General features: G+C 59.8%; 24 protein-coding genes. 15 read left to right on the top strand and 9 right to left on the bottom strand.

Annotated features, from left to right (window positions below; genetic code table 11):
- Positions 1-9: 9 nt before the first annotated feature.
- Together HRQ64_RS17610 and HRQ64_RS17605 are read left to right on the top strand one after the other, a co-directional pair.
- Positions 10-1,041: an NAD-dependent epimerase/dehydratase family protein gene (locus HRQ64_RS17610; RefSeq protein WP_210258703.1), complete on the top strand. Its 1,032-nt coding sequence runs from the start codon at positions 10-12 to the stop codon at positions 1,039-1,041.
- Between the two features lie 4 nt (positions 1,042-1,045).
- Entirely contained in the window at positions 1,046-1,885 is an 840-nt protein-coding gene (locus HRQ64_RS17605) for a GNAT family N-acetyltransferase (RefSeq protein ID WP_172125235.1), read from the top strand.
- Positions 1,886-1,895: 10 nt separating this feature from the next.
- Here HRQ64_RS17605 and HRQ64_RS17600 read toward each other — a convergent pair whose 3' ends face one another.
- The 4 genes from HRQ64_RS17600 to HRQ64_RS17585 all read right to left on the bottom strand — a co-directional run bounded on the left by HRQ64_RS17600 (position 1,896) and on the right by HRQ64_RS17585 (position 5,664).
- Positions 1,896-2,657: an ABC transporter ATP-binding protein gene (locus HRQ64_RS17600; protein WP_172125233.1), complete on the bottom strand. Its 762-nt coding sequence runs from the start codon at positions 2,655-2,657 to the stop codon at positions 1,896-1,898.
- Entirely contained in the window at positions 2,654-4,075 is a 1,422-nt protein-coding gene (locus HRQ64_RS17595) for an amidase (RefSeq protein ID WP_172125231.1), read from the bottom strand. Before HRQ64_RS17595 ends, HRQ64_RS17600 begins: the two co-directional genes overlap by 4 nt.
- Positions 4,072-4,803: an ABC transporter permease gene (locus HRQ64_RS17590; protein WP_248305322.1), complete on the bottom strand. Its 732-nt coding sequence runs from the start codon at positions 4,801-4,803 to the stop codon at positions 4,072-4,074. The genes HRQ64_RS17595 and HRQ64_RS17590 overlap by 4 nt, the downstream gene beginning before the upstream one ends.
- 174 nt (positions 4,804-4,977) lie before the next feature.
- Positions 4,978-5,664, bottom strand: coding sequence for a TetR/AcrR family transcriptional regulator (locus HRQ64_RS17585; protein WP_172125227.1), 687 nt, complete (start codon positions 5,662-5,664; stop codon positions 4,978-4,980).
- 166 nt (positions 5,665-5,830) lie between these two features.
- Between HRQ64_RS17585 and HRQ64_RS17580 the strand changes: the two genes are divergently transcribed.
- From HRQ64_RS17580 to HRQ64_RS17570, 3 genes are all read left to right on the top strand, one after another.
- Positions 5,831-6,826 carry an ABC transporter substrate-binding protein gene (locus tag HRQ64_RS17580; protein ID WP_172125225.1) on the top strand — a complete coding sequence of 332 codons (996 nt, stop codon included), beginning with the start codon at positions 5,831-5,833 and terminating at the stop codon, positions 6,824-6,826.
- A 73-nt stretch (positions 6,827-6,899) separates the two neighbouring features.
- Complete coding sequence (locus HRQ64_RS17575) at positions 6,900-8,294, top strand: L-serine ammonia-lyase (protein ID WP_172125223.1); 1,395 nt, start codon at positions 6,900-6,902, stop codon at positions 8,292-8,294.
- A gap of 59 nt (positions 8,295-8,353) precedes the next feature.
- Positions 8,354-9,529, top strand: a complete 1,176-nt coding sequence (locus HRQ64_RS17570) for a M20 aminoacylase family protein (protein WP_172125221.1) — start codon at positions 8,354-8,356, stop codon at positions 9,527-9,529.
- Between the two features lie 432 nt (positions 9,530-9,961).
- Here HRQ64_RS17570 and HRQ64_RS17565 read toward each other — a convergent pair whose 3' ends face one another.
- The 4 genes from HRQ64_RS17565 to HRQ64_RS17550 form a co-directional block, all read right to left on the bottom strand.
- Positions 9,962-11,041: a Gfo/Idh/MocA family oxidoreductase gene (locus tag HRQ64_RS17565; protein ID WP_172125219.1), complete on the bottom strand. Its 1,080-nt coding sequence runs from the start codon at positions 11,039-11,041 to the stop codon at positions 9,962-9,964.
- Between the two features lie 105 nt (positions 11,042-11,146).
- Complete coding sequence (locus HRQ64_RS17560; protein WP_172125217.1) at positions 11,147-12,301, bottom strand: ABC transporter substrate-binding protein; 1,155 nt, start codon at positions 12,299-12,301, stop codon at positions 11,147-11,149.
- Positions 12,302-12,377: 76 nt separating this feature from the next.
- A complete protein-coding gene (locus HRQ64_RS17555) occupies positions 12,378-13,220 on the bottom strand; it encodes an ABC transporter permease (protein ID WP_172125215.1) in 843 nt (280 codons plus the stop codon).
- Between the two features lie 9 nt (positions 13,221-13,229).
- On the bottom strand, positions 13,230-14,051 hold the full coding sequence (locus HRQ64_RS17550) for an ABC transporter ATP-binding protein (protein WP_172125213.1): 822 nt from the start codon (positions 14,049-14,051) through the stop codon (positions 13,230-13,232).
- Between the two features lie 286 nt (positions 14,052-14,337).
- Between HRQ64_RS17550 and HRQ64_RS17545 the strand changes: the two genes are divergently transcribed.
- The gene (locus HRQ64_RS17545; protein WP_172125211.1) at positions 14,338-15,264 is read left to right on the top strand and encodes a MurR/RpiR family transcriptional regulator; all 927 of its coding nucleotides are present in this window, start codon (positions 14,338-14,340) and stop codon (positions 15,262-15,264) included.
- Between the two features lie 56 nt (positions 15,265-15,320).
- A complete protein-coding gene (locus HRQ64_RS17540) occupies positions 15,321-17,099 on the top strand; it encodes an NAD(P)/FAD-dependent oxidoreductase (protein ID WP_172125209.1) in 1,779 nt (592 codons plus the stop codon).
- 668 nt (positions 17,100-17,767) lie between these two features.
- Here the strand turns inward: HRQ64_RS17540 and HRQ64_RS17535 are convergent.
- Entirely contained in the window at positions 17,768-18,601 is an 834-nt protein-coding gene (locus HRQ64_RS17535) for an alpha/beta hydrolase (protein WP_172125207.1), read from the bottom strand.
- A gap of 546 nt (positions 18,602-19,147) precedes the next feature.
- Between HRQ64_RS17535 and HRQ64_RS17530 the strand changes: the two genes are divergently transcribed.
- The 8 genes from HRQ64_RS17530 to HRQ64_RS17500 all read left to right on the top strand — a co-directional run bounded on the left by HRQ64_RS17530 (position 19,148) and on the right by HRQ64_RS17500 (position 24,798).
- Positions 19,148-19,513 (top strand): hypothetical protein, encoded by a 366-nt coding sequence (locus HRQ64_RS17530; RefSeq protein WP_172125205.1) that lies wholly within the window; start codon positions 19,148-19,150, stop codon positions 19,511-19,513.
- 111 nt (positions 19,514-19,624) lie between these two features.
- Positions 19,625-19,855, top strand: coding sequence for a hypothetical protein (locus HRQ64_RS20275; RefSeq protein ID WP_248308269.1), 231 nt, complete (start codon positions 19,625-19,627; stop codon positions 19,853-19,855).
- 116 nt (positions 19,856-19,971) lie between these two features.
- Positions 19,972-20,436 (top strand): AraC family transcriptional regulator, encoded by a 465-nt coding sequence (locus tag HRQ64_RS20270; RefSeq protein WP_248308268.1) that lies wholly within the window; start codon positions 19,972-19,974, stop codon positions 20,434-20,436.
- 114 nt (positions 20,437-20,550) lie between these two features.
- Complete coding sequence (locus HRQ64_RS17520; protein WP_172125203.1) at positions 20,551-21,987, top strand: glucose/sorbosone family PQQ-dependent dehydrogenase; 1,437 nt, start codon at positions 20,551-20,553, stop codon at positions 21,985-21,987.
- Positions 21,988-22,144: 157 nt separating this feature from the next.
- Entirely contained in the window at positions 22,145-22,858 is a 714-nt protein-coding gene (locus tag HRQ64_RS17515) for a sensor histidine kinase (protein ID WP_172125201.1), read from the top strand.
- A gap of 150 nt (positions 22,859-23,008) precedes the next feature.
- Positions 23,009-23,944, top strand: coding sequence for a pirin family protein (locus HRQ64_RS17510; protein WP_172125199.1), 936 nt, complete (start codon positions 23,009-23,011; stop codon positions 23,942-23,944).
- 82 nt (positions 23,945-24,026) lie between these two features.
- On the top strand, positions 24,027-24,368 hold the full coding sequence (locus tag HRQ64_RS17505; RefSeq protein WP_172125197.1) for a GNAT family N-acetyltransferase: 342 nt from the start codon (positions 24,027-24,029) through the stop codon (positions 24,366-24,368).
- Positions 24,369-24,543: 175 nt separating this feature from the next.
- Positions 24,544-24,798, top strand: coding sequence for a DUF2171 domain-containing protein (locus tag HRQ64_RS17500; protein ID WP_172125195.1), 255 nt, complete (start codon positions 24,544-24,546; stop codon positions 24,796-24,798).
- Positions 24,799-24,966 lie beyond the last annotated feature (168 nt).

Here is a 24,966-nt window from a genome sequence, read left to right as displayed (position 1 = left end):
GGAGGGACGATGATGACCCCGCGTCAGCCAAATTTCTTTGCCAGCGAAGCCGAACTGGACGAGTTCATGTCCTCCCCGGATGCGCAACTCATTGCCGATCTCGAAAAGCTCGATGGCGACATCATGATCGTCGGAGTTGGCGGCAAGATGGGGCCCACGGTCGCGCGTATGGCCAAGCGAGCGGCGCCGGATCGCCGGGTGTTTGGAGTGGCACGGTTTTCCGAGCCGAAGCTCAAAGCCTATCTCGAAAGCCACGGCATCGAGACGATTTCCGCGGACTTGCTGGACCGCGAGCAGGTAGCGGCGCTGCCGCGCGCCAAGAACATCATCTTCATGGCGGGACGCAAGTTCGGCTCGAGCGGTTCGGAAGAACTGACCTGGGCGATGAACAGTCATGTTCCGGCGCTGGTCGCCGAACATTTTGCCGGCAGCCGCATCGTGGTTTACTCCACCATCTGCGTATATCCTTTCGCCCTGGTGGCGCATGGTGGGTCGGGCGAAGAAGATCCGGTTTCCCCGCCCGGCGAATACGCCATGTCCTGCGTGGCGCGGGAACGAATTTTCCAGCATTTCAGCAAGACGCTCGACACCCCCGCCTTGTTGTTCCGACTCTCCTACGCCATTGATATGCGCTACGGCGTCTTGCATGACCTGGCGTCCAAGGTCCTCGCGGGCGAGGACATCGATGTCTCGATGGGCCATGTCAACGTGATCTGGCAGGGGGACGCCTGTTCGCAATCGATACGCGCGCTGCTGCATACATCAGTGCCGGCTCGGCCGCTGAACGTATCGGGGCCGGAAACCGTCTCGATCGCTTGGCTCGCACGGGAATTTGCCCGGCGCTTCGAATGCGAAGTCAAGTTGGTCGGCGAGGAAGCACCGACAGCGTGGCTCGCCAATACGTCGCGTGCATCCTCACTTTTCGGCTATCCTACCGTGGCGCTGGCTACGCTGATCGATTGGCAGGCCGATTGGCTGAAGCGTGGCTTGGGAAGCCTCAACAAGGCAACCCATTTTGAGGTTCGCACCGGGACATATTAAGGTCATGTCAGCGCCCGATCGACGCCTCACGTCTGCTGATGTCGACGCCTGTATGCGACTCGTCGCCGAGGCGGGCTGGAACCAGACGGCGAACGACTGGAACACGATCCTCACCGTCGGCGAGGGTCGAGGGCTGTTCCGTGACGGCCAACTTATCGCCACGGCGGCCATAATCCCCCATGGGACCGTGGGCTGGGTCTGCATGGTGCTGGTCACGGCCAGCGAGCAACGTCGCGGCTATGCGACGAAATTGCTGGAATGGGCCGGAGCACGGCTGACTGGGTGTGGACTGACGCCTGGGCTCGATGCCACGCCTGCCGGTCGCCAGGTTTACCTGCGGCTGGGCTATCGTGACATCTACTCGATAACGCGCCTCCAATGCGACGCGCTCGTCGCGCAAAACCTCAACGGGTGTGCCGTTCGCTCGGCCACTCCGGAAGATCTTGAGGCGATCGCGGCGCTCGATCGCAACGCCTTCGTCCTTGATCGCACGCCGCTTCTTGCCAGCCTCCTCCGCCGCCAGCCTGGACTGGCAAAGGCCAAGTTCGTCGGCAGCGAATGCGTCGGGTTTGTTTTAGGTCGCGAGGGGCGAAGAGCCACGCAGATCGGCCCCCTCGTTGCAGTGGATGACACCGTCGCAGCCGACCTGCTGGGAGCGGTCCTGCCGAAGATCGATGGACCGGCCTATATCGACGTGCCGGATCGCCATGTTGAAATCCATTCAGTGCTGCGGCAGCGCGGGTTCACCTCGCAGCGCCAATTTACCCGCATGCTCCATGGCCGGAGCGAACCATTCGATGACGCTGCCAGGGTGTTCGCGCTGACCGGGCCGGAGTTCGCCTGAAGCGACCCGATCACATATTGAGCAGCTTGTAGATGCGGCGCGTATAGGCGCCAAAAGCGTCCCCAGTTTTCATTTCAAGCGTACGCGGGTAGGGCAAATCGATGGGGAAGTATTCGGCCATGCGCGCCGGCCCTGCTGTCAACACCGCACAACGGGAGCCGAGCAGCACGGCCTCCTGAATGCTGTGCGTCACGAAGATGATGGTTTTTTGCGACTCCTGCCAGATGCGCAGGAGTTCAAGATTCATCTTTTCACGCGTCAGCGCGTCGAGCGCACCGAAGGGCTCGTCCATCAATACCAGCTTGGGATCGTGCACCAAGGACCGCGCGATCGAGGCGCGCTGCTGCATGCCTCCCGAAAGCTCGTAGGGGTAACGGTCGGCAAAGCCCTTGAGCCCGACCATATTGAGGAGGTCGAGCGCACGTTCGCGGCTCGCCTTAAGAGGTAGGCCCAGGATCTCAGCGGGCAAAAGGACGTTGTCCAAAATCTTGCGCCACTTCAACAACAGCGCTTGCTGGAACACCATACCGACATCGCGCCCAGCGACGAAGGGGATTGTGTCGCCACCGATCTCAACGACGCCTTCATCGGCGTGATGAAGATCGGCCAGGATCTTGAGGACGGTGGTTTTGCCGCAGCCGGAAGGCCCAACCAGCGAGACAAAGTCGCCAATATTGACCTCAAGGTTCACATCGGAAACGGCCAGCACTTCGCGGTCCCGGGTCTTATAAACCTTGCGCACGTTCTGCAAGCGGATCAGGCGTTCGCTCATGGTGTGTTGGTCCTCGTGGCGAGTGGCGCGAAACGCTGCCATGGAAGTTGGCGCTCATAGGCGTGGGCAGCCTGCAGGACGATAAGATCGTTGCAGGGCGGGCCGACGATCTGCAGGCCTACGGGCAAGCCGGCTTCGGTCAAGCCGCACGGCACGCTGGCGGCCGGCTGGCGCGTCAGGTTGAATGGGTAGGTGAAGCCGTACCAAGAGCGCCCGTCATAGCCGTGCGGGCTGTTGCGGCCGACCGCGAAAGGCGGCACGGCAAGAGTCGGGGTCAGCAGGAGATCAAAGAGCTGGTGAAACTCACCCATGCGCCGCGCCAGCATGGCGCGCTCCACCTGGGCCGCCAAGTGTTCCTCAAGCGTCGCACCGCGGCTTTCCTCGATATCTTCGACCAGGCTTGAGTCCATCAAGTTGTACTGGGACGGCGTAACGTTGCGGAAGGCGAAGGCCGTCAGTCCACGCTTGAAGCGATGAAAGGCTGGCCAGGGATCTTCGAATACGTGTTCGACTTCCTCGACCGTCGCGCCGAGGCCGCGAAATACTTCCACGGCACGCGTGACGATGGCGCGCACTTCGGGGTGCAGGTCGACATAGCCAAGGGTCGGGCTCCAGGCGATGCGCCATGTGCTCGGATCGGCTTTGTCCAGGAGGTCGGCGTACGGCAGAGGCGGGGTGGGATCGGCTTCCCAGTCGCGCACGTCGGGCTGGGCGATCACCGACAGCATCAGTGCCGCATCGCGCACCGTTCGCGACATAGGCCCGAAGGCGGCCAGCGAGGCATAAGGAGTTGGCGGATACATCGCCACGCGGCCGGCCGAGGGTCGGTGTCCGAACACGCCTGAAAAGCTCGCCGGGATGCGGATTGAGCCACCAGCATCGGTCGCGAGAGCCAATGGGCCGATGCCGGTTGCTACGGCAGCACCAGCACCGCCGCTGCTGCCGCCAGGCGTCAGGCCGGTGTTCCAGGGGTTGCGGGTAATGCCGGTCAGCGGCGAGTCCGTCACACCCTTAGCAGCAAATTCCGGTGTCGTGGTCTTGCCGAACAGCACCGCCCCATGTTCGCGCAAGCGCGCAACAGCGGGTCCGTCTTCATTCCATTGCTGGTTGGGATCGACGGTGCGGGAGCCACGCAGGGTTGGCCATCCCGCCGTCAGGATGATATCCTTGATCGAAACGGGCACGCCGTCGAGCAGCCCTTTGGGCTGCCCCTGTCGCCACCGGTTAGCCGAAGCCTCGGCCTGCTGGCGCGCACCATCCTTGTCCACAACGCAGAAGGCGTTAAGCACGGGTTCCAACCGGTCGAGTTGATCGAGGACGGCATCCAGGGCGTCCACGGGCGAAATCGTTCCGTCCCTATATCCTTCCAGCAGGTCATTCGCCGAAGCGAAGGCCAGCTTGCCGATACCATGGCTCATGGCGAGTTCCCGTCAAGACGGGCGTCCTTGACCACGAAAATCCGTTCAAGCAGCAGCACCAGCGCATAGAGCAAGACACCGAGCAAGGTGAGAAGGATCACAGCCATGAACATGCCGGCTGCGTCGAGCTGCCCTTGCACCTGGATCATCAGATAGCCAAGGCCCTGGCTGGAAGCGACGAACTCTCCAACGATCGCACCGGCTACCGCAAGCACGGCGCCCACCTTCATGGCCGAGAAGATGTAGGGCAACGCGCCTGGCAGCTGGATCTTGAGGAAAATCTGTGTCCTCGATCCTTTCAGGCTCCGCACCAGGTCAAGTAAATCGGGCTCGACTTCGCGGAGTCCGCGGGCGGTGGTGATCAGGATCGGGAAGAAGGAGAGGATAAAGGCAAAGATAATGTTGGTCGTGATGCCATAGCCAAGCCAGATGACCAGAAGCGGCCCAAGCGCCACCTTTGGCACAAGGCTAAAGGTCACGAAAAGTGGGAAAAGGGCCATCTGGAGGAAGCGGAACCACGAGAACAGCAGCGCCACCACGACGCCAAACGCCACGGCCAGCGCGTAGCCGACAAAGATCTCGACGGCGGTGACCCAGCTATTGCTGAGCCACTGGTAGCGCGGCTCGACCAGGGTCATCAACGTCGCCATCGGCGACGGCAGAATGAAAGCGGGCACGGCACCAGAGCTGGCAGCAATCTGCCAGATCAGCAGCACCGCCAGATGCATGCCGACGACAATGGCGTAACGGGGTAGCTTGTCAGATAATTCCCGCCGGTGGCTACGCTGAATTGGGCCGGCGATGCGCGGATCTGCCTCCTGAATCGCTGACATCCGCACCCCCCTCCAGAGAACAAAACCAACCAACTAGTTGATGGATGCTATGCGGGCGATCTGATGCTGTCAATCGGGCCGGAGTGCCTGCAAGACAAAGTCAACGACATGCGCACGACGCTCAGCAATGTGCGTCTTGTCGTTGAATTTGCGGTCAAAGATCGAGGACAGCGTATGGATGTTGTTGAAATAGAAGAAGCCCAGGCCGGCGATCGAGATATAAAGCTGCACCGGGTCTGCATCAGCCCGAAATTGGCCTGCGGCAGCGCCTCGATCAAGTGTTTCCTTGATCATGCCAACAAGCAGCGTATGCAGCTGCGGCAGGTTTTCCGACGCTTTGAAGTGGCGCCCTTGATGAAAGTTAACGTCGGTCAGCAGCGAAACGAAATCGCGGTTGGCCGCGAGATAGTCAAAGGAAAATACGACAAGCCGCGTCATTGCTTCCTTGGCATCGCCCGCGTCAAGATGCAGCTTGGCTTCCTCGGCGCGGATGCGGGCGTACGCCTGCTCCACCACCGCCTGGTACAAGGCTTCCTTGCTGGAGAAGTGGTGGTAAACGAGCTGCTTATTGACCCCCGCTTTCTTAGCAATCTGGTCGACGCGAGCACCCTCCAAGCCCTTTGTGGCGAATTCCTTGCTGGCAGCGCGCAGCAGCAGTTCGCGACTTGAGAGATCCGATTTTTTGGCAACCCGACGCTTCGGCTTGGCCGGAGACGGCGGCTCGCCGGTTTCGGGCGCATCAGTGAGCTTCGACATAGAGGCAACCAAACAGTTGATCAGGTTATTGACGCAGGACCGGCCCAGGTCTAGCGTTTGTTTAATGCAGATCGTACCCACGGTCGACACCCGTGTACGCCCGCAGGACCATTGGAGATGGTTGTGCCTGGTCGTTGACCTAGGCCTTAAAGGGAAGAGGGACGTCATGAGGAAATCTATCGGATTATTGGCCGGAGTTGCGGCAATTGTGCTGACTTCCACCACAGTGCAGTCGCAGGAGGCGGTCGGTATTGTGTTGAATTGGACGCCTGGCGCCGACCACGCGCCGATCTATTATGCCAAGCAGCAGGGCTGGTACGAGGAAGCGGGTATCAACCTCACGATCGATGCAGGCAGCGGCTCGGCGATGTCGGCGCAGTCAGTTGGTGTAGGCAAGCATGCGATCGGCATTGCCGAACTGGGCACGGCCTTCGTGGCCCGCAGCATGGGTGCCGATGTGGTCGCCGTAATGAGCCTTTACGCCCAGGCGCCTTTTGCTTTTTACTGGAAGAAGTCTTCGGGCATCGAGACCGTGGCCGATTTCGCCGGTCACACTATCGGCAATCCGCCGGCCGACGCGGCGCGGGTGATGTGGCCCGCCTTTGCAGAAGCGGCAGGGTTGGCCGTAGACTCGGTGAGTTTTGTCAACGTGACACCACAGGCCAAGGTGGCAACCTTGGCCGCCGACCAGGTCGACATCATCTCCGATTTTTATAACGGACACGATCTTAAAGTTGAAACCTTTGGCGATGACCTAGGCTTCGTTCGCTGGAGCGAACTGGGCCTCAATCCTTATGGAAATTCCTTTATCGTCAACGCTGATTTTCTTGAAAACAATCGGGACACCGTCGCGGCGTTCGTTAGGGTTACGCAGCGTGCCTATTCGGAGTGCGTGGCGAACATCGATCCCTGCATCGATGCCCTGACGGAAAGCGCCAGTGGCCTTGAACGTGGCGAAATGAACAAGCATTGGAGCCGGGTCAAGGAATTGATGGCCGACGAGTTCACCACCACCCAAGCGCTCGGCCACCTAGACGCCGATCGCGTTGCCCAGACCTATGAACTTGTCGAAGCCTATTTCGACATCCAGACTCCCTTCGATCCGGCCGATGCCTTTACATCCGAGTTCCTGGACACCAATCTGAAGATGGTGGCTCCGTAAAGGACTAGCCGCGGGACCGCCGTTCCCGCGGCATCTGCCTGGGCGACGTGGCCGCAAAGGGCGAGCCCCATTCATGTTTCTTTCGATCTTCGACATCTTCAAGATCGGCATCGGCCCCTCGAGCTCGCATACGATGGGTCCGATGACGGCTGCCGGCCGGTTCCTTGATGAACTGGCAAGGCTGGATCGGCCCAGGCCCGCTCGCTCCAAACCGGTGGCCCTCACTGCGTCACTGCACGGCTCGCTGGCCTTTACTGGCGTCGGGCACGGCACCGTCCGTTCGATCATTCTGGGTTTGAGCGGATGCCTGCCCGCTTCTGTCGATCCAGATCAGGTTGATGCGATCGTCGCGCGTGTCGAAGCCGAAGGGCAGGTCCATCCGCCGGATCATCCGCCCTATCGTTTCCGTCCGACCGTCGATCTTGTTCTCGACAAGCGCAATCCACTGCCCGGCCATCCTAATGGCATGCAATTTATCGCACGGGACGAGGCAGGGCAGGTGATCTATCGCCAGTCCTATTTTTCGATCGGCGGCGGCTTTGTGGTCGGTGCGGACGAATTGGCGTCTGGCCCACTGCTAGAAGCAGTTCGGGGCGATATACCCTATGCCTTCGAGACGGCCAGCCAAATGCTGGCCATGGCAGAAGCATCCGGGCTGACAATCGCCCAGATGAAGCGCGCCAATGAAGAAACGGTGCGCAGTCGTAACGAACTCGATCTCGGCATGGACGCCATCTGGTCTGCGATGTCGAGTTGCATCGAGCGGGGCCTAAGGCAGGACGGGATCTTGCCAGGTGGCCTCAAGGTCAATCGCCGCGCCAAAATAATCCACGAGCAGCTCGAAGCATCGTCGCGTCAGAACCAGCCCGGCCTGATGCTGGCCAATGACTGGTTGAGCCTTTTCGCCATGGCGGTGAATGAGGAAAATGCCGCCGGCGGTCGGGTTGTGACAGCCCCGACCAATGGAGCCGCCGGCGTAGTGCCGGCGGTGCTGCAATATTTCGTCAAGTTCACCCCAGGCGGAGGGCGCAGGCAGGTGCATGATTTCCTGCTGACTGCGGCGGCGATTGGGGGCATCATCAAGCACAATGCTTCTATTTCTGGTGCGGAGGTAGGATGCCAGGGCGAGGTAGGATCAGCCTCGGCGATGGCAGCAGCCGGCATCTGCGCGATTATGGGCGGCAGCGTCCGACAAGTGGAAAATGCCGCGGAAATCGCGCTCGAGCATCATCTGGGGATGACCTGCGACCCGGTGGCCGGCCTCGTGCAGATCCCATGCATCGAGCGCAATGCGTTTGGAGCGGTTAAGGCCGTCACGGCTGCATCGCTGGCCCTCAAAGGAGATGGACTTCACGTCGTCTCGCTCGATGCTTGTATCGAAACCATGCGGCAAACTGGTCACGACATGAGCGAGCGCTACAAAGAAACCAGCCTTGCCGGCCTTGCAGCTAACGTCACCGTCTGCTGACCGGTAGTCTGTTCAGAACCCCATCAACCAAGCCCTTGCGGCATCATGGCGAGACCCAAGTGAACATCCACCCCTTTATCCAGCGCCACGCCGCCGATTTCGTGGCGCTGCGCCGGGACCTTCACGCCCACCCTGAAATTGGTTTTGGAGAACACCGGACCGCCGGCATCGTCGCAGAAAAGCTGCGCGATTGGGGCATTGAGTGCAGCACGGGTGTTGGTGGTACTGGGGTCGTAGGTGTCCTGCGCGGACGGGGGGAAGGGCCGACCATTGGACTTAGGGCGGACATGGACGCGCTGCCGATGCAGTCACGCCTCAACGTACCCTGGGCCTCGAAGGTGAATGGGGTGTTCCACGGCTGCGGGCACGATGGCCATACGACGTCGCTGCTGATGGCTGCGCATTGCCTCGCCAGCAATGTCGACTTTGCTGGAACCGTTGTCTTCATTTTCCAGCCCGCTGAAGAGGCCTTGGGCGGAGCGCGCGCCATGTTGGCCGACGGGCTCTTTGATCGCTTTCCCTGTGATGAAATCTACGGATGGCACAACTGGCCGGACCTTAAGCTGGGCAGCCTTGCCGTGATGCCTGGTCCGGTAATGGCTGGCGCAGATTTTTTTGATATCACGCTCATGGGGCGCGGTGCCCATGCTGCTCAACCCCATTTGGGACTCGACGTTGTTCCAGCAGTCAGCGAGCTTGTTTTGGCGCTGCAAACCGCGGTTAGTCGTAGCGTCGATCCGATCGAGGCAGCGGTTCTTTCTGTTACCCGGATTCAAGCCGGATCCGCTTACAACGTGCTTCCGGAAACCGCCGCCCTAGCCGGAACCTTGCGGTACTTCAACCCGGAGGTCGCCGAGATCCTTCGGCAGGTCTTGCACCGAACATCAAATGGCGTTGCCGCGGCTCATGGCCTTAAGGCAAAGGTTGAAAGCCGTCCCTTCTTTGGCGTCACATTCAACGATGCTCACATGACGGAGCGGGCCAAGGCATGCGCCGCTTCGGTTGTCAGCGCCGACCGGATCATCCAAACCATGCGGCCAAGCCTGGGTAGCGAGGACTTTTCCGACATGCTGCATGTTGTTCCGGGCGCCTATCTGTTCATCGGCCACAACGGCGGGGTTGCGCTGCATCATCCCGAATATGCCTTCGATGACGACGTGCTCCCGATCGCGGCCAGTGTCTTGGTCGAGCTGGTCCGTTCAGATCGAAACCCGACTCCAGGCAAGGAAAAATAAGCTGAGGTTCCTTGATTCTAATTTCAGTGAGAGCTCCCAGCTACGCACATCAAGCAGCGCGGTTGGTAACGAGGACCAGTGTTGTCTGCTGCGGAGAACCAAGTCTGCATCGGCCCGCTATGCTTGACCTCTTGAATAAGCGTTCTAGCGCATCCGCTTCGCTCACATACACAGCGCCTAGACCTTAGCAGTGTACGTTTGCTTCTAGGACATCTCTGGAACGCGCTGGATGAAGGCAATGGGGCGCACTGAGGCCCTGCTATTTAAGACGCCATTTTGGTCGCTTGCGATCAAGTTGAGCAATCCTTCACCAGAACTGGACTGTGTGTTTGTACCGGATAAGTTCACCTGCCGGACGCCACCGAACTCTGGCCGAAGCTGGCCGCAAGTACTAGCACGATGATCTCTGATGTGAGTGGAGGGTTGGGCGCGTCAAACTAGATTGACCACGCGCTCCTCTTTGATGCTCTGCTCCGCCGCGAGCACAACGCGCAGGCTGTTGACGGCCGCATCCATCTGCGCGGTCAGGTCTAGATCCTCGACAATGGACTGAAGAAAGAAGGCCTGTTCGCGGTCGCACAAATCTTGATGGCTCGGCTCGTCCGCCATCGTGAATATCTCATCCTTATGCAGGAAGCTTTTGTCCAGGGGGGAGACCTCGGCATGGTGGTACCGGATTGCGTCGGTCTTGGTATGCTGGTCGATGTCGGACGAATCCGAAACGCCTTCCTTGTGCGTCTTGGGGTTCGGCACAATGGACACCGCGCCGCGGGGGCCAACCACGTCCTTCACGAAATAGGCGACTTCGCTCATCATTGGACCCCATCCCGCTTCGTACCAGCCTACGGATCCGTCATCGAAGATTACGTGGAGGTGGCCGTAATTTGGCTTATCGGCTTCCTCCCACAGCTTGGCACCGATGCCGTGCACCCGCACGGGCTTGGCACCGGTCAGCTGGCACATCACGTCGACATAGTGCACGCCGCAATCGACGATGGGGATCAGGGAATCGATCAGGTTCTTGTGCCAATCGTAAGTGGGGCCGCCGCTCTGCTGGTTGAGGTTGAGCCGCATTACCAGCGGCTTTCCCAGCGTCTGGCCCAGTTCGATGAACTTCATCCAGCTCGGATGCACCCGCAGAATATAGCCTAAGACCAGCTTCCTGTTCTTCTCACACGCCAGCTTAACGACGGCTTCGGCATCGGCGATGTTGGTTGCCAGCGGCTTCTCCATGAACACATGTGCGCCAGCATTGATGGCCTTGATGGCATATTCGGCATGGCTGTTGGGCCACGAATTGATCGAGACTGCATCGGGCCTGGTTGTCGCAAGGGCCTCGTCATAATCCTCGAACAGAGGATAGCCTGCCAGCTCGTCAGGAATGGTCTTGTTCTTGATGGACCGGCTCATCAGTCCAACAATTTCGAAGCTTGGATTGCGATGGTACGCACTTGCGTGCGAGGCGCCCATATTGCCCAGACCGACCACGAGAACTTTTACTGTTTCTGGCATTGCGCCTCCCCCGGCCCCGGCCACTCTTGAGGCCGGCAGTCCGCTGCTACAGTTGCGATTAGGTGGGCCGGACGGGGCCCGTAGCGCCGCCCGGCTTTTGCTCGATCAGGCTACGGCCTGATCGTAGAGGTGGGTCTTGATGTTTTCGATGTCGAGGGCCTCGAAGGCTTCGCTCAGCACGTAGGCCTCGGCGTCTGCCTTGACCTTATCCTTGTCGAAGTCATTGGCGGCGGTGACCAGTTCGTTCGTCGCGATATCTTCCGCCTTGAACTGCGTGCTGACCTGCCCAAGCGTGTAGATGCTGTCTAGGAAGGTCTGCCACTTGGCCATGTCGTGATCACCCCAGCCGGCTCGCGCCGCCATATCGCCGCGATTGACCGCAAGCTGCTGCAGGATCGATACCGTGCCAATCTCCGGCCCGAGGTTTGCAGCCAGGGTCGGGAATTGCTCGAACACCATCTCCACTGCGGCGCGGGGATTGTGGAAGGCGAACTCCATGCCCATTGCCCAACCGCGCAGGTACTTGGTCAGATAGTCCTTCTTGTCCGCATCTTCGAGGTCGGCAGCGCGCACCACGAAGGTGTTAGCAAACAGTGGCGAATTCTTCACGCCAAGCCAGTACTCAAAATCGAGGCCGTTGGCGATCCACTCGGCGCGCAAACCTTCCCAACCCAGGGCAGCATCGCCTTGGCCAGCCTGCAGCGCGGTTGACCAGGTGGGCCAGCCGGCTTCAACGTACTTGACCTTGGAAACGTCGACGCCTTGGACGGCGAGCATCGGATCGACGATGGACTGCCAAGCGGCCGAGCCGAGCAGGATCGTCTTGCCTTCAAGGGTCTTGAGATCGTTGGTGCCTTCACCCTTACGGAACGCCAGACCGAACGTGTCGAGTGCGCCCATGTGGAACACGGACTTCAGCTTCATGCCGTTTTCCAGCGCGAATGAGAACACCCCAGGCGATGGGTAGCCCATATCGGCCTGGCCGACATCAACGAACTTGACTACGGCGGTGCCATCGGAGGGGCCAGGCTGGGTGTCATGGACCAGGTCGCCGAAATAGCCCATCTTCTTGCCGACCCAGAGCCCGTAGTCGTCGAGCACCTCCAGCGAGCCACGTGGAGAAATCCAGGTGAAATTGCGGTACGGTTCGGCCCGCGCCGCCCCAATTCCGCCCAACGTGGTGGCACCCACTATGCCGGCGGCCGAAACTTGCAGGAAGGTTCGGCGGCTTAGGGCGCCCGAGAGCATCTTGTCAGTCATTGCAGTCATCCCCTTGCTTGTCATGTGTTCACGTCGCTTCGCAGTTTCCGCCACTTCCCCACCGGGCAGTCTTGCATCACGCTTCCCAGCTCGCCCATTTCTTCCCGAGGAGGAAAAAGAGCACGTAGATGAGGATGCCGAGAATGGAGAGGATCAAGACCACCGCAAAAAACTGCGGCATCTGGATCATCGAAGAATAGGAGGTCAGGCGGTTGCCCAATCCGAAGCCGCCGCCAACCATCTCGGCGCCTACAGCAGTGAGCAGGCCAAAGATCGAGCCAACCATCAGGCCAACGAAGATCATCGGCAGTGCCATGGGAGCGCGGATTTTCCAGAAGATCTGCAAAGTCGAGGCGCCATAGGAACGGGCCAGCGCGATCTTGCCTCGGTCGACGCGGCGAAAGCCGGTTGCCGCGTTGATCATCACCATGGGTCCGGCCGCCAGCGCCACTGCAATAATGCGGGGCGTGTAACCGAAGCCGAAGCGCAGGATCAGCAGCGGCACCAGCGCCAGCATGGGCGTGGTCACCAGCAGCAGGATATAAGGGGTGATGATCTTTTCCGCGAAAGGAAACTGGGTAATCACCGCCGCCAGGACCAGGCCGATCAACGCGCCGATGGAAAATCCCGAAAACAGCTCAACCAGCGTATGACCGAGATGGGGGAGGATGAACCAGAAATCGGTGACCAGGGCCATGCCGATCTCGCTCGGCTTGGGCATGACGTATTGCGGCACGGCAAACAGGTTTAGCAACAGTTCCAACCCGCCAATGACGATGAGCGCAACGATGACGATGATGGCCACGTCACGGGCTGACTGTATGCCGGGCCCGGCAGCCAGGGCGGACATGTTGGCCACACCCACGCCGCCACCCGCCTCAGATTTGGTGAATTCAGGAATGGCGTCCGTATTGTCCATGTCGAATTCCTAACCAGCTGCCGTGGCTGCAACAAAGCGGGGTCTGCCGGCCAGGCTCTTCTGGTCGCCCATGATTTCCCGCTTGATGATGTTGGTGAGGTCAAACACCTCTTTGGTTGCCATGATCTCCATGGAACGGGGCCTTGCGAAAGGCACGAGGTTGTCACTTGCGATACGGCCTGGTCGCGCACTCATTACGATCACCCGATCAGACAGGAAGATCGCTTCCTCTATGGAGTGGGTGATGAGCACAATGGTGGTTCGCGTATCGAGGTAGATCTCCTCGACGAGGTGGTTCATTTCCTCGCGCGTGAAGGTATCGAGCGCGCCAAACGGCTCGTCCATCAGCAGCACGGAAGGTTTGAACGACAGCGCCCGCACAAGCGCCACGCGCTGCTGCATGCCGCCCGAAAGCTCGCGTGGCATGCGTTGCTCGAACCCCTCGAGTCCCACCCGATGCATCAGCTTGGAAATCCATTCCTTGTCGGGTGATTGCCCCATGATCTCGAATGGAAAATTGATATTGGCTTCAACACTGCGCCAGGCCAGCAAGTTCGCGTCTTGAAATACCATGCCGATGTCCCGGCTTGGCTTGATGATAGGCTTTCCATCAAGCTCGACCTGACCTGAGGTCAATTGGTGCAGGCCGGACATGGACCACAATAACGTGGTTTTACCGCTGCCGGACGGACCGACAACAGAGACTATCTCACCCGCCTGCACCTCTAGGTCACAGCGATCGAGCGCCAGAAGGTCGCCAGAGGCGGTTGGATAGACTTTTGTAGCCTGCCGCACTCTCAGTTTTACGCCGCCTGACTTCTGATCGACCATTGCCTCGCTGCCCGGACAGTGTGTTGATGAATACTAGTTTCGCGCCGCCAGCATGCAGTCTGTAACTATCCAACGCAGATCGTCAAGGGAGCAAAAACAAACTTTCAGCAGTGTAAATCTTTGCCTATTTTAAAGGCGTTGGGCCACTTGTTAGTTCTGAAAGTTTCCTACATGATCCAATTCTTGCGGCGCGGTGAGCATCTTTGGTGAGGCTCGTCGCGGCACAATCGTTCCGGATCGAACATGGTGAAAATCCACAATTGCGTGGGCTCCAGAAAGCAAAACCATGAGCAAGCGCAACAGAACGGACACAGTTCAGGGCAACACCCAAGCGCGCATCCCGGACATCATTTCCCAGATCAGGGACAACTACCCTGAGTTGCGCCCGGCAGAGCGCCGGGTTGCCGATGTCGTTCTCGCCGATGTTGCATTCTGCGTCGACGCCTCCAATTCGGACATAGCAAGCAAGGCCAATGTCAGCGAGCCGACCGTGACCCGCTTTTGCCGGGCTATCGGGTGCGAAGGAGTACGCGACTTCAAGCTCAAGCTGGCACAGAGTGTCGTCGTCGGGAGGATGTACCTGACGGGTATGCATCTCCCCGCTTCAACCGAGGATGGCTCGCCACTTTGGAACACGGTGTTCGGCGAAGCGCGCAATGCGCTCAATGCCGTGGAACGTCAGGTTGATCCGGCCGAAGTCATGCGGGCCGCAGAGCTGCTCGCCAATGCGCATCAGGTGGCGGTCTTCGGACTGGGCGGCAGTTCTTCATCGCTGGCGCTTGAGACTCAAAACCGCCTGTTCCGGTATGGCGTTATGGTAGCAGCCCACTCCGATCCTTACGTCATGCGCATGGTCGCCTCTACGCTCAAGCCAAACGATGTGGTGATCGCCATTTCAGCTACGGGACGATCGCGCGAGGTGGTCGATGCCGTAGCTCTGGCTCACCAGTATCGGGCCAAGACGGTTTGCATAACGGCCCCCAATACCGAGCTGTCGCAGCTCAGCGATGTTCGCCTCACTGTCGCCATCCCGGAATTCCCCGACACGATGAAGCCCACCGCCTCGCGGTTTGCCTTCCTCGCCATCATCGATCTTGTTTCAGTCGCTACCGGGTACCGGCTCGGCGCCTCGGCGCTCGAGACGTTGCGCCGGGTAAAATACAACGTCCTGTCGCATCGCCAGGGAACAGAGCTCGAGCCACTTGGAGACTGAGGCGGGACAGAGCAGCATTTCGGCCGGGCTATTTGCCGGTCAATTGGGGGACGACCATGCACGACACCGCCCTGGCAGTAGATGCCACGCTGTGGCTCACCAGTTTTTCGCAGGCCCTTGAGCGCCATGACGTACCCGGGGCTTTGGCGCTGTTTGCCACGGACTGCTACTGGCGCGACATGGTGGCCTTCACCTGGAACATCAAGACGACCGAGGGCAAGCAGGACATCGCCGCCATGCTTACGGCGAGCCTGGAGCATACTGCGCCATCCAAATGGCTGTTGGGACAAGTCTCCGGCTCACGCGCCGGCACCATAGAAGCCTGGTTCACCTTCGAGACCAATGCTGGCACGGGCGAGGGCATTGTGCGGCTGGAAGGGGGGCTCTGCCGCAGCATTCTGACCACCCTGCAATCACTGCATGGTCACGCCGAACCTTCAGGCGCCTCCCGCCCCAAGGGCGTGAAGCACGGCGCCGATCGCAACCGCGAAACCTGGTCGGAACAACGGGCGCGCGAAGAAGCCGCGCTTGGCAATAGCGAACAGCCTTATTGCCTGATCATTGGTGGCGGGCAGGGTGGTATCATGCTAGGCGCTCGTTTGAAGCAATTGGGTGTGCCCACAGTAATCGTCGAGAAGAACGCCAAGGCGGGCGATTCCTGGCGCAACCGTTATCGCTCGCTCGTGCTGCACGACCCCGTCTGGTACGACCATCTGCCCTACATCCCGTTTCCAGAGCACTGGCCGGTGTTCACCCCCAAGGACAAGATGGGTGACTGGCTTGAGATGTACGTTAAGGTCATGGAACTGACCTACTGGGGCAGCACTGAATGCGTCAGCGCGGTGTTCGACGCCCACCCCAAACGTTGGAGCGTGCAGTTGCTCCGTGATGGCAAGCCGTTCACCCTCTATCCCGCGCAGTTGGTGTTCGCTACCGGGGCATACGGCCCGCCCAAGTTCATTCATTTGCCAGGCGCCCACCAGTTCGAGGGCGAGATCCTTCATTCCAGCCAGTACAGCGATGGCGCAGCCTACGCGGGCAAACACTGCATCGTCATCGGAGCTGCCAGTTCGGGCCATGACGTCGCAGTCGACCTCTGGGAAGCAGGCGCCAAAGTGACCATGGTGCAGCGCTCGCCTACTACCGTGGTCCGGGCCCAGACCCAGCTGGATCTTGCCTTCAGCATCTATTCCCAGGAGGCGACCGAGGCTGGCATCGACGTGGACAAGGCCGACATGATTGCTGCAGCTACCCCGTTCGGGCTGCAGCCGCCGATCCAAAGGGCACTGGCCGGCCAGATGAAGGTTCGCGACGCAGATTTCTATCAAAAGCTCGCCGCTACCGGCTTCCTGCTCGACTTCGGCGAAGACGAAACCGGACTGATGATGAAAGCTTATCGCACCGGTTCAGGCTATTATGTCGATGTAGGCGCCTCGCAGTTGATCATCGACGGCGAGATCAAGATCAAGTCGGGCATTCCCATCGAGACGCTCACCCCAAAGGGCATGCGCTTCGCCGACGGCACAGAAGTGCCGGCGGACGTCATCATCCAGTCAACGGGCTTTCAATCCATGCACGAGGTTGTCGCCAAAATAGTGGATCGCACCACCGCCGATGCTATCGGCCCCTGCTGGGGTCTTGGCTCTGGCACCCGGAATGACCCCGGCCCATGGCACGGCGAACTGCGCAACATGTATAAGCCCACAGCGCAGGAAGGCCTCTGGTTTCAGGGCGGGAACCTGGCGCTTTCCCGCTTCTTCTCCAAGTTTCTCGCTTTGCAGATCAAGGCCCGCATGGAAGGCATCAGCACGCAGGTTTACCGGACTTTTTTCTAAGGCCAATGCTCGAAGACAACCGACTGGGTGAGCGGCCCACCGTAGACCTGTTCTAAAGCGGCAGCGGAATACAGTCGAACCGCTAGTTGTGGCACTTCGCTTTTGGGCTTTGGCTTGACGAGCGTCGCCTGGTGACCAATCCGTTCGTCAAAGCCCCGCCACCGACCCTACGCTGCCCACGGCGTTAGAAGGTCCGGGAACTCTATAGTGGCCGCAAGGACGTCGGCAGAGGTGACTTCGGGCAAAAAAGCCGACTGGCAGCTTTCAGCGCTTGCCTACGGCAGGGTGAACGGCCGGAATGGGGCGCCTTCCTGACCGACCGATCACGACCCCGTTGCTGCCGTTCACGCTCTTCGTACCGCGGCCTGAAAGCCGACATTACGGCATTGTCGTGAAGTAGGAGGTTGCTGCGGTTAAGCTGGGATCTATCCAGACCGATCTGCTGATCGTCCGAGGTGACGGCGGTACGTCATGGCGGGTATGGATGGGCGATAACTCTTCAGCTCCGGAATGGGGGCTCTAAGCCTCATATCCTCACGAAGACCGATGAAGGCTGCGCCGCACGACGCACAGCAGTTTGGCCACTTCCCCACCTGCTTCGTGGGTGATCAAGCTGGAGGGCGGTCCGCCCGTGGCGGCACAGAACCATGAGGTCGTTGGTTATGTACTTAGAGGTCGCGAATAAACGCGAGCAGATCGGCGTTGACTAGCTCAGGATGGGTGGCAAACAGGCCGTGAGACAGGCCGGGGTATGTTTTCAAGGTAGTGTTGCGGACCAACTTTATTGCTTTCTTAGTCGAGTTTTCGAACGGAACGATCTGATCATCCTCACCGTGCAGAAACAGGACCGGGACGGAGATGGCCTTCAGATCCTCGGTGAAATCCGTCTCGGAAAACGCGGCGATACAGTCGAAATGCGCCTTGGCGCCACCGCTCATGGCTTGGCGCCACCAATTGTCGATGAGCCCTTGATTGACCTCGACGCCGTCGCGGTTAAAACCGTAAAAAGGTCCACTCGGTACATCCAGGTAGAACTGGGCGCGGTTCCTGGAAAGGGCCGCGCGGAACTCGTCGAACACCTTCATGGGAATACCACCTGGATTGGTGCTCGACTGGACCATGACAGGCGGCACAGCGCCGATCAGGACAGCGCCGCCGATGCGGCCGGGCTCCGCGCGGGCGGCATAACGCGCGACCTCGCCTCCACCTGTCGAATGCCCGATGTGGATAGCGTGGCGCAGATCCAGAGTTTGGGCGATCAACGCCACGTCGGAGGCGTAGGTATCCATGTCGTTGCCAGCATCGGTCTGATCGGATCGGCCATGACCACGACGGTCATGAGCTATCACCCGATAGCCATGAGACAGAAAGAACAGCATCTGACTGTCCCAGTCATCGGCGCTAAGCGGCCAGCCGTGGTGAAACATCACGGGCTGGGCATCTTCCGGTCCCCAATCCTTGTAGAAGATAGTGGTACCGTCGCCCGCTGTTATGGTTGCCATTGCAGGTAATCCTTCCTCTTGGCTTGGTTGATATATGCCAGCGACCCGCGTGGTCCCTGTGCACAAGTTCCGCTCGATACGAGAGCGGCGCAGCTTAGGATGAGGATGTTAGTGTCACGACCGGGTCGTGCGGCGCAGAATGTGCTGCTTAAGTGCCGATCTTGCGGACTCGCAGGCGTTAGTCAGGCCCACCAGTCGCCAGCGCCCTGCCTTGTCGCCTGGTTGAAGCCTAGGCTGATGTAGTATTCGCCCGGCATCGCCACAGGATTTCGGTCGGCCGGCGCTGGCGGCCCTCTTGCCGGCGGAACGGAGCTGTGCCCTGCGATATCGCAAGCATGGCGCTAGCGGTCAGCTGCCGGTGCCCGATCGGTGGCGCGACCATGATGACCCGCAAGATCGGCACTTAAACAGCAGTTCTTACGACGCGGCAGATTCCGCTAGCGCTTAGAAACGGCACCTGGAAGCAGGTCGTGCTCTCGTGTGGAGCAGAAGCGCCTGCGGAACGCCGCCCCGGATGAGGGCCACACCAAACACAAAGGAAATTCGATGTCGCTCAAGATAACCGCCAGCACTGCTCTGGCTTTGCTGCTCACTTCTCCTGCACTGTCGGCACAGAGCCTGGCAGATGACAATGAGATCAATGGTCGCCCTGTCGCGTCGATCATCGCCACCCTATCCGCGCGCGGTATCAAGGCGACGGCAGTGGAGCAGTGGGGGGACGGGGTACTACGCGTTGAGGTTAGGAATACAAGCGGTCACAGCTTGCTGCTGGTAGACGAGGATAGTCTGCGTCCTCTCACGGAAACGCAGGTGGTCGGAACCGAGCTCAATGCGGGCGTCCCACCCATTCCGCGGCCGCAGCGGCTCACGCACGGCACGCCTCAGTCGCTGATTGAAAGCGACGATGAGTGAATTTGCACAGGCTGCTTGGCTCGCACAAGCCGGGCAGCCCCGCCGCGCACCCTCCTTGAGAACTTCTCCAAAGTTGGCCGAGGGGGGCGAGGCGCAGGCGGACTCCTCAGTATGCTTGAAGCTGCTCAGCCGCCGGGAGATATGTCTGACACCGCCGTGCCGGATCTCGTCCTTTATCAGGACCTGACCGGCGGGAATCGAGTTAGCGGCGACCTTGGCGGCGGAGCTTTCGATGTGACAAGCGTAAAGGGTAGTTTCTTCCTCGCTGCGCCAAACTTTGCCAATAAGGTCATAGTCGAGACCAGCCATCGCCTCCGTAGCTTGTCGTTTCCCATAACGTGATGGCAGGGGGTGCTCGAGGAAGCAGCCCACGGCCAGTTCTCCTTCGAAAATCTAGATCTCCACCACGGATCGTTCGAGTCGCCGACATCCGATCAGCGCTCCAGCAACTTTGGGCGTTGTGTGATGAAGAGGGCGCGCCGTCGCGTTTGCTGGCGCAAGCCGCGGGCTGCGAGATCCTGGCGCAGCTTTACCGGTTAGGCGGGGAACCGTTCGCGCCCATAAGGGGTGGCCTCACTCCATGGGCGCAACGACGTTCGCTGGAGCTGGTGCGGGCACGGCTCTCGGAAGACATCAGCCTCGACGAACTCGCAGCCGAGGTCCGGCTCTCATCGTTTCATTTCGCCCGCATGTTCAAGCAGAGCCTGGGTGTTCCGCCACGGGTCTACCTAACGCGACTGAGGATGGAGAGGGCTTGCGAACTCCTCGAGATGACGGACCTTCCGGTCACCGAGATCGCGCTGGAGGTTGGGTACTCGTCCAACCAGGTACTTGATCGAGTGTTCGTCAAGCATCGCCACATGAGCCCGACCGACTACCGCCGAGCGGTTCGCGATCCAGTTCGCTCGATGGAATTTTCCTGACACTGGAGCCGCAAGATTGGCGCGTTTGCGGCAAGGGCAGCGACGCTTCCGGCTCCGGCAGCCGATAGCTTTATGTGGCGACAATTAACTTCGTCCCCTCAAGAAGGCATTCAAATGAAACTCTGGAAATCGCTCTATCTTTCGACTGCTTTGGCGGTCGTGGCACTTGGGCCTGCTGCCGCACAGCAATCCCCCGAGGATGTCACGGTCGCCGAGTTCCCCTTTGCCAAGGCGGTGCTTGCCGAGGGCTTGGGCAACCCCTTCGAAATAAGGCTCGGGGCAGACGGCTGGCTTTGGGTGACCGAACGGACAGCCGGGAAGATCACCCGGATTAACTTGGAGGACGGCACGACCAAAACAGCCTACGCGTTCAACGTGCCCGAAGTGTTCGAGGTGGCTGAGGTTATCCAGGGCCAGACCGGAGTGATGGGGTTTGCATTCCACCCCGAGTTCGGCAACGGGACCGACCAGGTATTTGTGTACCACACCTACCAGGATGCTGAACGCACCGACCCGACGCAGTTGGACGAGAAAGCTCCGTTTCATCGGCTGTTCAACAAGGTGGTCCGTTTCGATTACGACGCGACAACCGGCACGCTTTCCAACCCAACGGACATCTTGACCGGAATTCCGTCCAGCAACGACCACAACTCAGGGCGGATGCAGGTCGGTCCTGATGGAATGATCTATCTGACGGTCGGCGATCAGGGCCACAATCAGCTGATCAATTGGTGCCGGCCTATCGAGTCCCAGACCCTGCCCACAGCAGCCCAGCTCGCGGCGGAAGATCACTACGCCTATCAGGGCAAGGTGCTCCGCATGAATCTCGACGGCAGCATTCCGGAGGATAACCCTGAGATCGATGATGTGCGCAGCCATGTGTACAGCTACGGCCACCGCAATCCGCAGGGTCTCTCTTTTGCAGCAGATGGGACGCTCTACGCCAACGAGCACGGTCCGGATTCGGACGATGAGATCAACATCATCAAGGCGGGCGGCAACTATGGCTGGCCCCACATCGCTGGGCAGCAGGATGACAACTTCTACCTTTATGCCCAATGGGGACAAGCATCTGAGCCCTGCGGCGGCCTTGATCCGATCGGCCCCTCACAGGGAGCGCCTGACGTTGTGCCGCAGCAGGCGGAATCCGAGTGGCAGGCGCCAGAAAACTACGTGATGCCCATCGCCACGATGTTCACCGTGAGCGAGCCGCTGCCGGGATGCGAGGACTTTGCTTATCTTTGCCGCCCAAGTGTTGGGCCGTCCTCCATCACCCTCTATGAGCAGGATAGAGTGCCGGAGCTCAGCGGGCGGTTGATGAGCACAACGCTGAAGCACGGCTCCATCTACAGCATCAACCCAGCCGCCGAGGAGGACGGGTTCACGCGCTACTATCTGGGTGCAAACCGTTTGCGGGATCTCGAGATCTCCGATGACGGCGGCACGATCTATCTCGCCACCGACTTGAGCGGCGGTGTTGTGGATCCTCAGGGAGGGGTGTCCGAGACACCTGAAAATCCCGGAGCGATCTTGGTTTATACGGCCAAGTGAGAGTCCGGACACCGCCGGACAAACGGCTTGGGACGGCTGCCTCCCTTGCGCCGGGCTGATTGAGGCCACCCCTACAACTCCGCGGTCGAGAAGATGAGGACCGCGGAGCCGCCGGCGGCTTTCTGAGGCCCGTGAGGCCTTTTTCCGGGAAACCCAAATGACAAGTTACGAACAAGCGCGACTACACGATGGGGCGGAAGCCGTGTTCGCTCAATTGGTTCTAAGCTACGCCGACGCCAACCACCGAATTGCCAATTCGCTGCAGCTTTTGGTGGCGACGCTCCAGAGGCAAGTTCGCTCGGTGAGCGACGAGTTGGCCCGAGCCGCGCTTGTCGATGCATATCAGCGCTTGACTGCCGTCGGGACGCTGCATCGGCTCCTTGCGCATAGCGGGTCGAATGAAAGCCTTATGCTAGACGAGTTTCTGGAAAGGCTGGTCGAGGCGCTTCGTGATGCTTGGACGGAGCCATCTTCACGGGACGCTGTACGATTATCTTGTGTGGCGATTGCTTTGCCCAAGGTTCAAGTCATCCAGCTCGCCATGATTATCAGCGAGCTGGTGTGCAATTCACTGAAGTACGCTTACCCCCCTGATGCAGTTGGCGATGTCAGAATAAGCGTCACACTCGAGCATCCTGCGTCACTCTTGGTGAGCGTCGAAGATGACGGGTTCGGCTTTGGCAACAGTCCGGTGGCGTCAGGCGCCGGAACGGGGAGGCAACTCATCCAGTCCATCGCGGCAAACCTTCCGGCAAGTCTCGAGCAGCACGAGTTAGAGGTTGGAACCCGGGTGCAACTACGGCTTGATCTGCCGCTCCTTGGAGAGGAGGCGCTGCGGCCAGGTGCGTCGGATTTCGTTACCGGAGAATAGGTCCAAGCCCGGACAGTGTCCGCGATGGCACGTGCCGATTTTCGCGACACAGCTGAACCGATCGCAGGTCTAGTGACGCCCACGACTGCGCAATAGGAATCCCCCCATATCACCTCGCCTGTGACAGGCTCGAAGGAGAGTATTACTAATATGAGCTGGAACCCAGCACTCGAACCGGGCTGCCCCGATCGGGTCTCTGTCGACGCAATCGAAACCCTTATCATCCCGCGCTCCCGCGACATCGGAGGTTTTGAGGTGCGACGTGCCTTGCCAGCGCCCAAGCGGCAGATGGTTGGTCCATTCATCTTTTTTGACCAAGCAGGACCGGCCGAATTGCTTACGGGTCAGGGCATCGATGTTCGCCCGCACCCGCATGTGGGCCTCGGCACCGTCACTTACCTGTATCGCGGCGATTTTCATCACCGCGATAGCACGGGCGCCGACCAGATAATTCATCCTGGTGAGTTGAACTGGATGGTTGCCGGACGTGGGGTTTCCCACTCGGAGCGAACCAGTGCGGCAGCACGGAGCGGGCCAAACAGCCTCTTTGGGATACAAACCTGGCTCGCCCTGCCTGACCGTTATGAAGAAATGGCACCCACATTCGAGCACCACGGCAAGGAGGCGCTTCCCCACATCGAGGACAGCGGTGTCTCGGTCCGGCTGATCCTTGGTCGTGCGTATGGCGAGCTAGCGCCGGCCAAAATGCTCTCGGAGACCTTTTATGCCGATGTGCTCCTTGAGCCGGGAAGCCGGATGCCGATGCCCGACGAGCATGAAGATCGCGGAATTTATATCGTCCAGGGCTCGATCTCGATCGCCGGTCAAGAGTTTCAAGCGTCCCAGATGATGGTTTTCCGACCGGGCGACCGGATCACCGTCGCTGCCGGCGAAACTGGTGCTCGCCTGATGATCCTGGGCGGCGCCACCCTACCTGGTCCCCGCTATATTTGGTGGAACTTTGTCGCCTCGTCCCAGGAACGCATCGAAGCCGCCAAGGCGGACTGGCGAGCGCAGAAGTGGGGCGAAGGGCGGTTCGACCTGCCGATCAACGACCGCGACGAGCACATTCCATTGCCGGAGTAGCAATCAGCAACCCACCGCAGTGGCGGGTCTGGGCAGTGCCAAGACACCGAACATTTCCAGCCAGAAAAACGGAGACTTTGCAATGAGTGACGACGAGCGCCGAACCGATCGGACCCAGGATATGCCGCTTGTCCCTGGTGGGAACGTAGTGCGCGAGGACGAAGGATCCAAAGGTCGCTACAGCGTGGCTGTCGACGGCTTCGAGGCCGAAATGACCTATAGGCACGCCGGGGAGAGATTGATCATCATCAATCACACCTTCGTCCCCGATGAGTTGAGAGGCCGCCGAATTGGAGTGAGTATGGTGCAGCAAGCGGTTGAGGACGCTCGGCGCGAGGGGTTTTCCATTATCCCACTTTGTCCCTTTGCCAAGGCGCAGATCAATCGTCATCCGGAATGGCAGGACATCCTGATGCGTTCATAGGCACTCCAGGCACAGGATTGTCGAACCTAGCTGCGGCCACCATTCGTCGTCACACGCGCCTTGCGCGTGCCCCAGTTGGCCGCTCCGGAAGCCCGGAGCCTTGTCCGCAGCCACTGTGTAGACCCCTAGAGATCGGCAAGTCAGCCGAAACATGTAAGATTCTAAAGGAGATGAAATGAGCGACCTTTCAACAATTGCCAAGGGAATGACTGTTGTCGGCGCAGACGGCGTCAAGGTGGGCCTGGTTGCGGACGTTGCGGGCTCCAGAATCAAGCTGGAGTCTGTTGTAGTCGACAATAACGCCGTCCCAAGCCTCTACATCCCGGGAGGATTGGTTGCCCATATAGAGGGCGACGTCGTTCGACTGACCGCAACCGGGGCCAATGTCATGCTGTTCGATGAACAAGAAGATGGCACCTTGGCTGACTGACGCTGTGACGACGTGCTGCGCCCTGTTCACGCGTAAGACGCGCGCCAAGCACCTGCTTGGCGTCCATGTTCCGGGACTGAATGGACGGCCAAGGTTCTGCCTGGTCGTCCTTTCAAGTGTTCTGCCACTATCTCAGAGTGGCCGGGGCAACAGGTGCAATCTTCCACA

It is taken from the genome of Devosia sp. 919, from assembly GCF_013185965.1.
Taxonomy (GTDB): domain Bacteria; phylum Pseudomonadota; class Alphaproteobacteria; order Rhizobiales; family Devosiaceae; genus Devosia.
This window is presented reverse-complemented; position numbering and strand designations above follow the sequence as displayed.

Excerpts from the sequence above, each read along its gene's own strand:
- HRQ64_RS17610 (WP_210258703.1), top strand. The coding sequence starts at position 10 with ATGATGACCCCGCGTCAGCCAAATTTCTTTGCCAGCGAAGCCGAACTG.
- HRQ64_RS17605 (WP_172125235.1), top strand. The coding sequence starts at position 1,046 with ATGTCAGCGCCCGATCGACGCCTCACGTCTGCTGATGTCGACGCCTGT.
- HRQ64_RS17600 (WP_172125233.1), bottom strand. The coding sequence starts at position 2,657 with ATGAGCGAACGCCTGATCCGCTTGCAGAACGTGCGCAAGGTTTATAAG.
- HRQ64_RS17595 (WP_172125231.1), bottom strand. The coding sequence starts at position 4,075 with ATGAGCCATGGTATCGGCAAGCTGGCCTTCGCTTCGGCGAATGACCTG.
- HRQ64_RS17590 (WP_248305322.1), bottom strand. The coding sequence starts at position 4,803 with ATGCATCTGGCGGTGCTGCTGATCTGGCAGATTGCTGCCAGCTCTGGT.
- HRQ64_RS17585 (WP_172125227.1), bottom strand. The coding sequence starts at position 5,664 with ATGTCGAAGCTCACTGATGCGCCCGAAACCGGCGAGCCGCCGTCTCCG.
- HRQ64_RS17580 (WP_172125225.1), top strand. The coding sequence starts at position 5,831 with ATGAGGAAATCTATCGGATTATTGGCCGGAGTTGCGGCAATTGTGCTG.
- HRQ64_RS17575 (WP_172125223.1), top strand. The coding sequence starts at position 6,900 with ATGTTTCTTTCGATCTTCGACATCTTCAAGATCGGCATCGGCCCCTCG.
- HRQ64_RS17565 (WP_172125219.1), bottom strand. The coding sequence starts at position 11,041 with ATGCCAGAAACAGTAAAAGTTCTCGTGGTCGGTCTGGGCAATATGGGC.
- HRQ64_RS17560 (WP_172125217.1), bottom strand. The coding sequence starts at position 12,301 with ATGACTGACAAGATGCTCTCGGGCGCCCTAAGCCGCCGAACCTTCCTG.
- HRQ64_RS17555 (WP_172125215.1), bottom strand. The coding sequence starts at position 13,220 with ATGGACAATACGGACGCCATTCCTGAATTCACCAAATCTGAGGCGGGT.
- HRQ64_RS17550 (WP_172125213.1), bottom strand. The coding sequence starts at position 14,051 with ATGGTCGATCAGAAGTCAGGCGGCGTAAAACTGAGAGTGCGGCAGGCT.
- HRQ64_RS17545 (WP_172125211.1), top strand. The coding sequence starts at position 14,338 with ATGAGCAAGCGCAACAGAACGGACACAGTTCAGGGCAACACCCAAGCG.
- HRQ64_RS17540 (WP_172125209.1), top strand. The coding sequence starts at position 15,321 with ATGCACGACACCGCCCTGGCAGTAGATGCCACGCTGTGGCTCACCAGT.
- HRQ64_RS17535 (WP_172125207.1), bottom strand. The coding sequence starts at position 18,601 with ATGGCAACCATAACAGCGGGCGACGGTACCACTATCTTCTACAAGGAT.
- HRQ64_RS17530 (WP_172125205.1), top strand. The coding sequence starts at position 19,148 with ATGTCGCTCAAGATAACCGCCAGCACTGCTCTGGCTTTGCTGCTCACT.
- HRQ64_RS20275 (WP_248308269.1), top strand. The coding sequence starts at position 19,625 with ATGCTTGAAGCTGCTCAGCCGCCGGGAGATATGTCTGACACCGCCGTG.
- HRQ64_RS17520 (WP_172125203.1), top strand. The coding sequence starts at position 20,551 with ATGAAACTCTGGAAATCGCTCTATCTTTCGACTGCTTTGGCGGTCGTG.
- HRQ64_RS17515 (WP_172125201.1), top strand. The coding sequence starts at position 22,145 with ATGACAAGTTACGAACAAGCGCGACTACACGATGGGGCGGAAGCCGTG.
- HRQ64_RS17510 (WP_172125199.1), top strand. The coding sequence starts at position 23,009 with ATGAGCTGGAACCCAGCACTCGAACCGGGCTGCCCCGATCGGGTCTCT.
- HRQ64_RS17505 (WP_172125197.1), top strand. The coding sequence starts at position 24,027 with ATGAGTGACGACGAGCGCCGAACCGATCGGACCCAGGATATGCCGCTT.
- HRQ64_RS17500 (WP_172125195.1), top strand. The coding sequence starts at position 24,544 with ATGAGCGACCTTTCAACAATTGCCAAGGGAATGACTGTTGTCGGCGCA.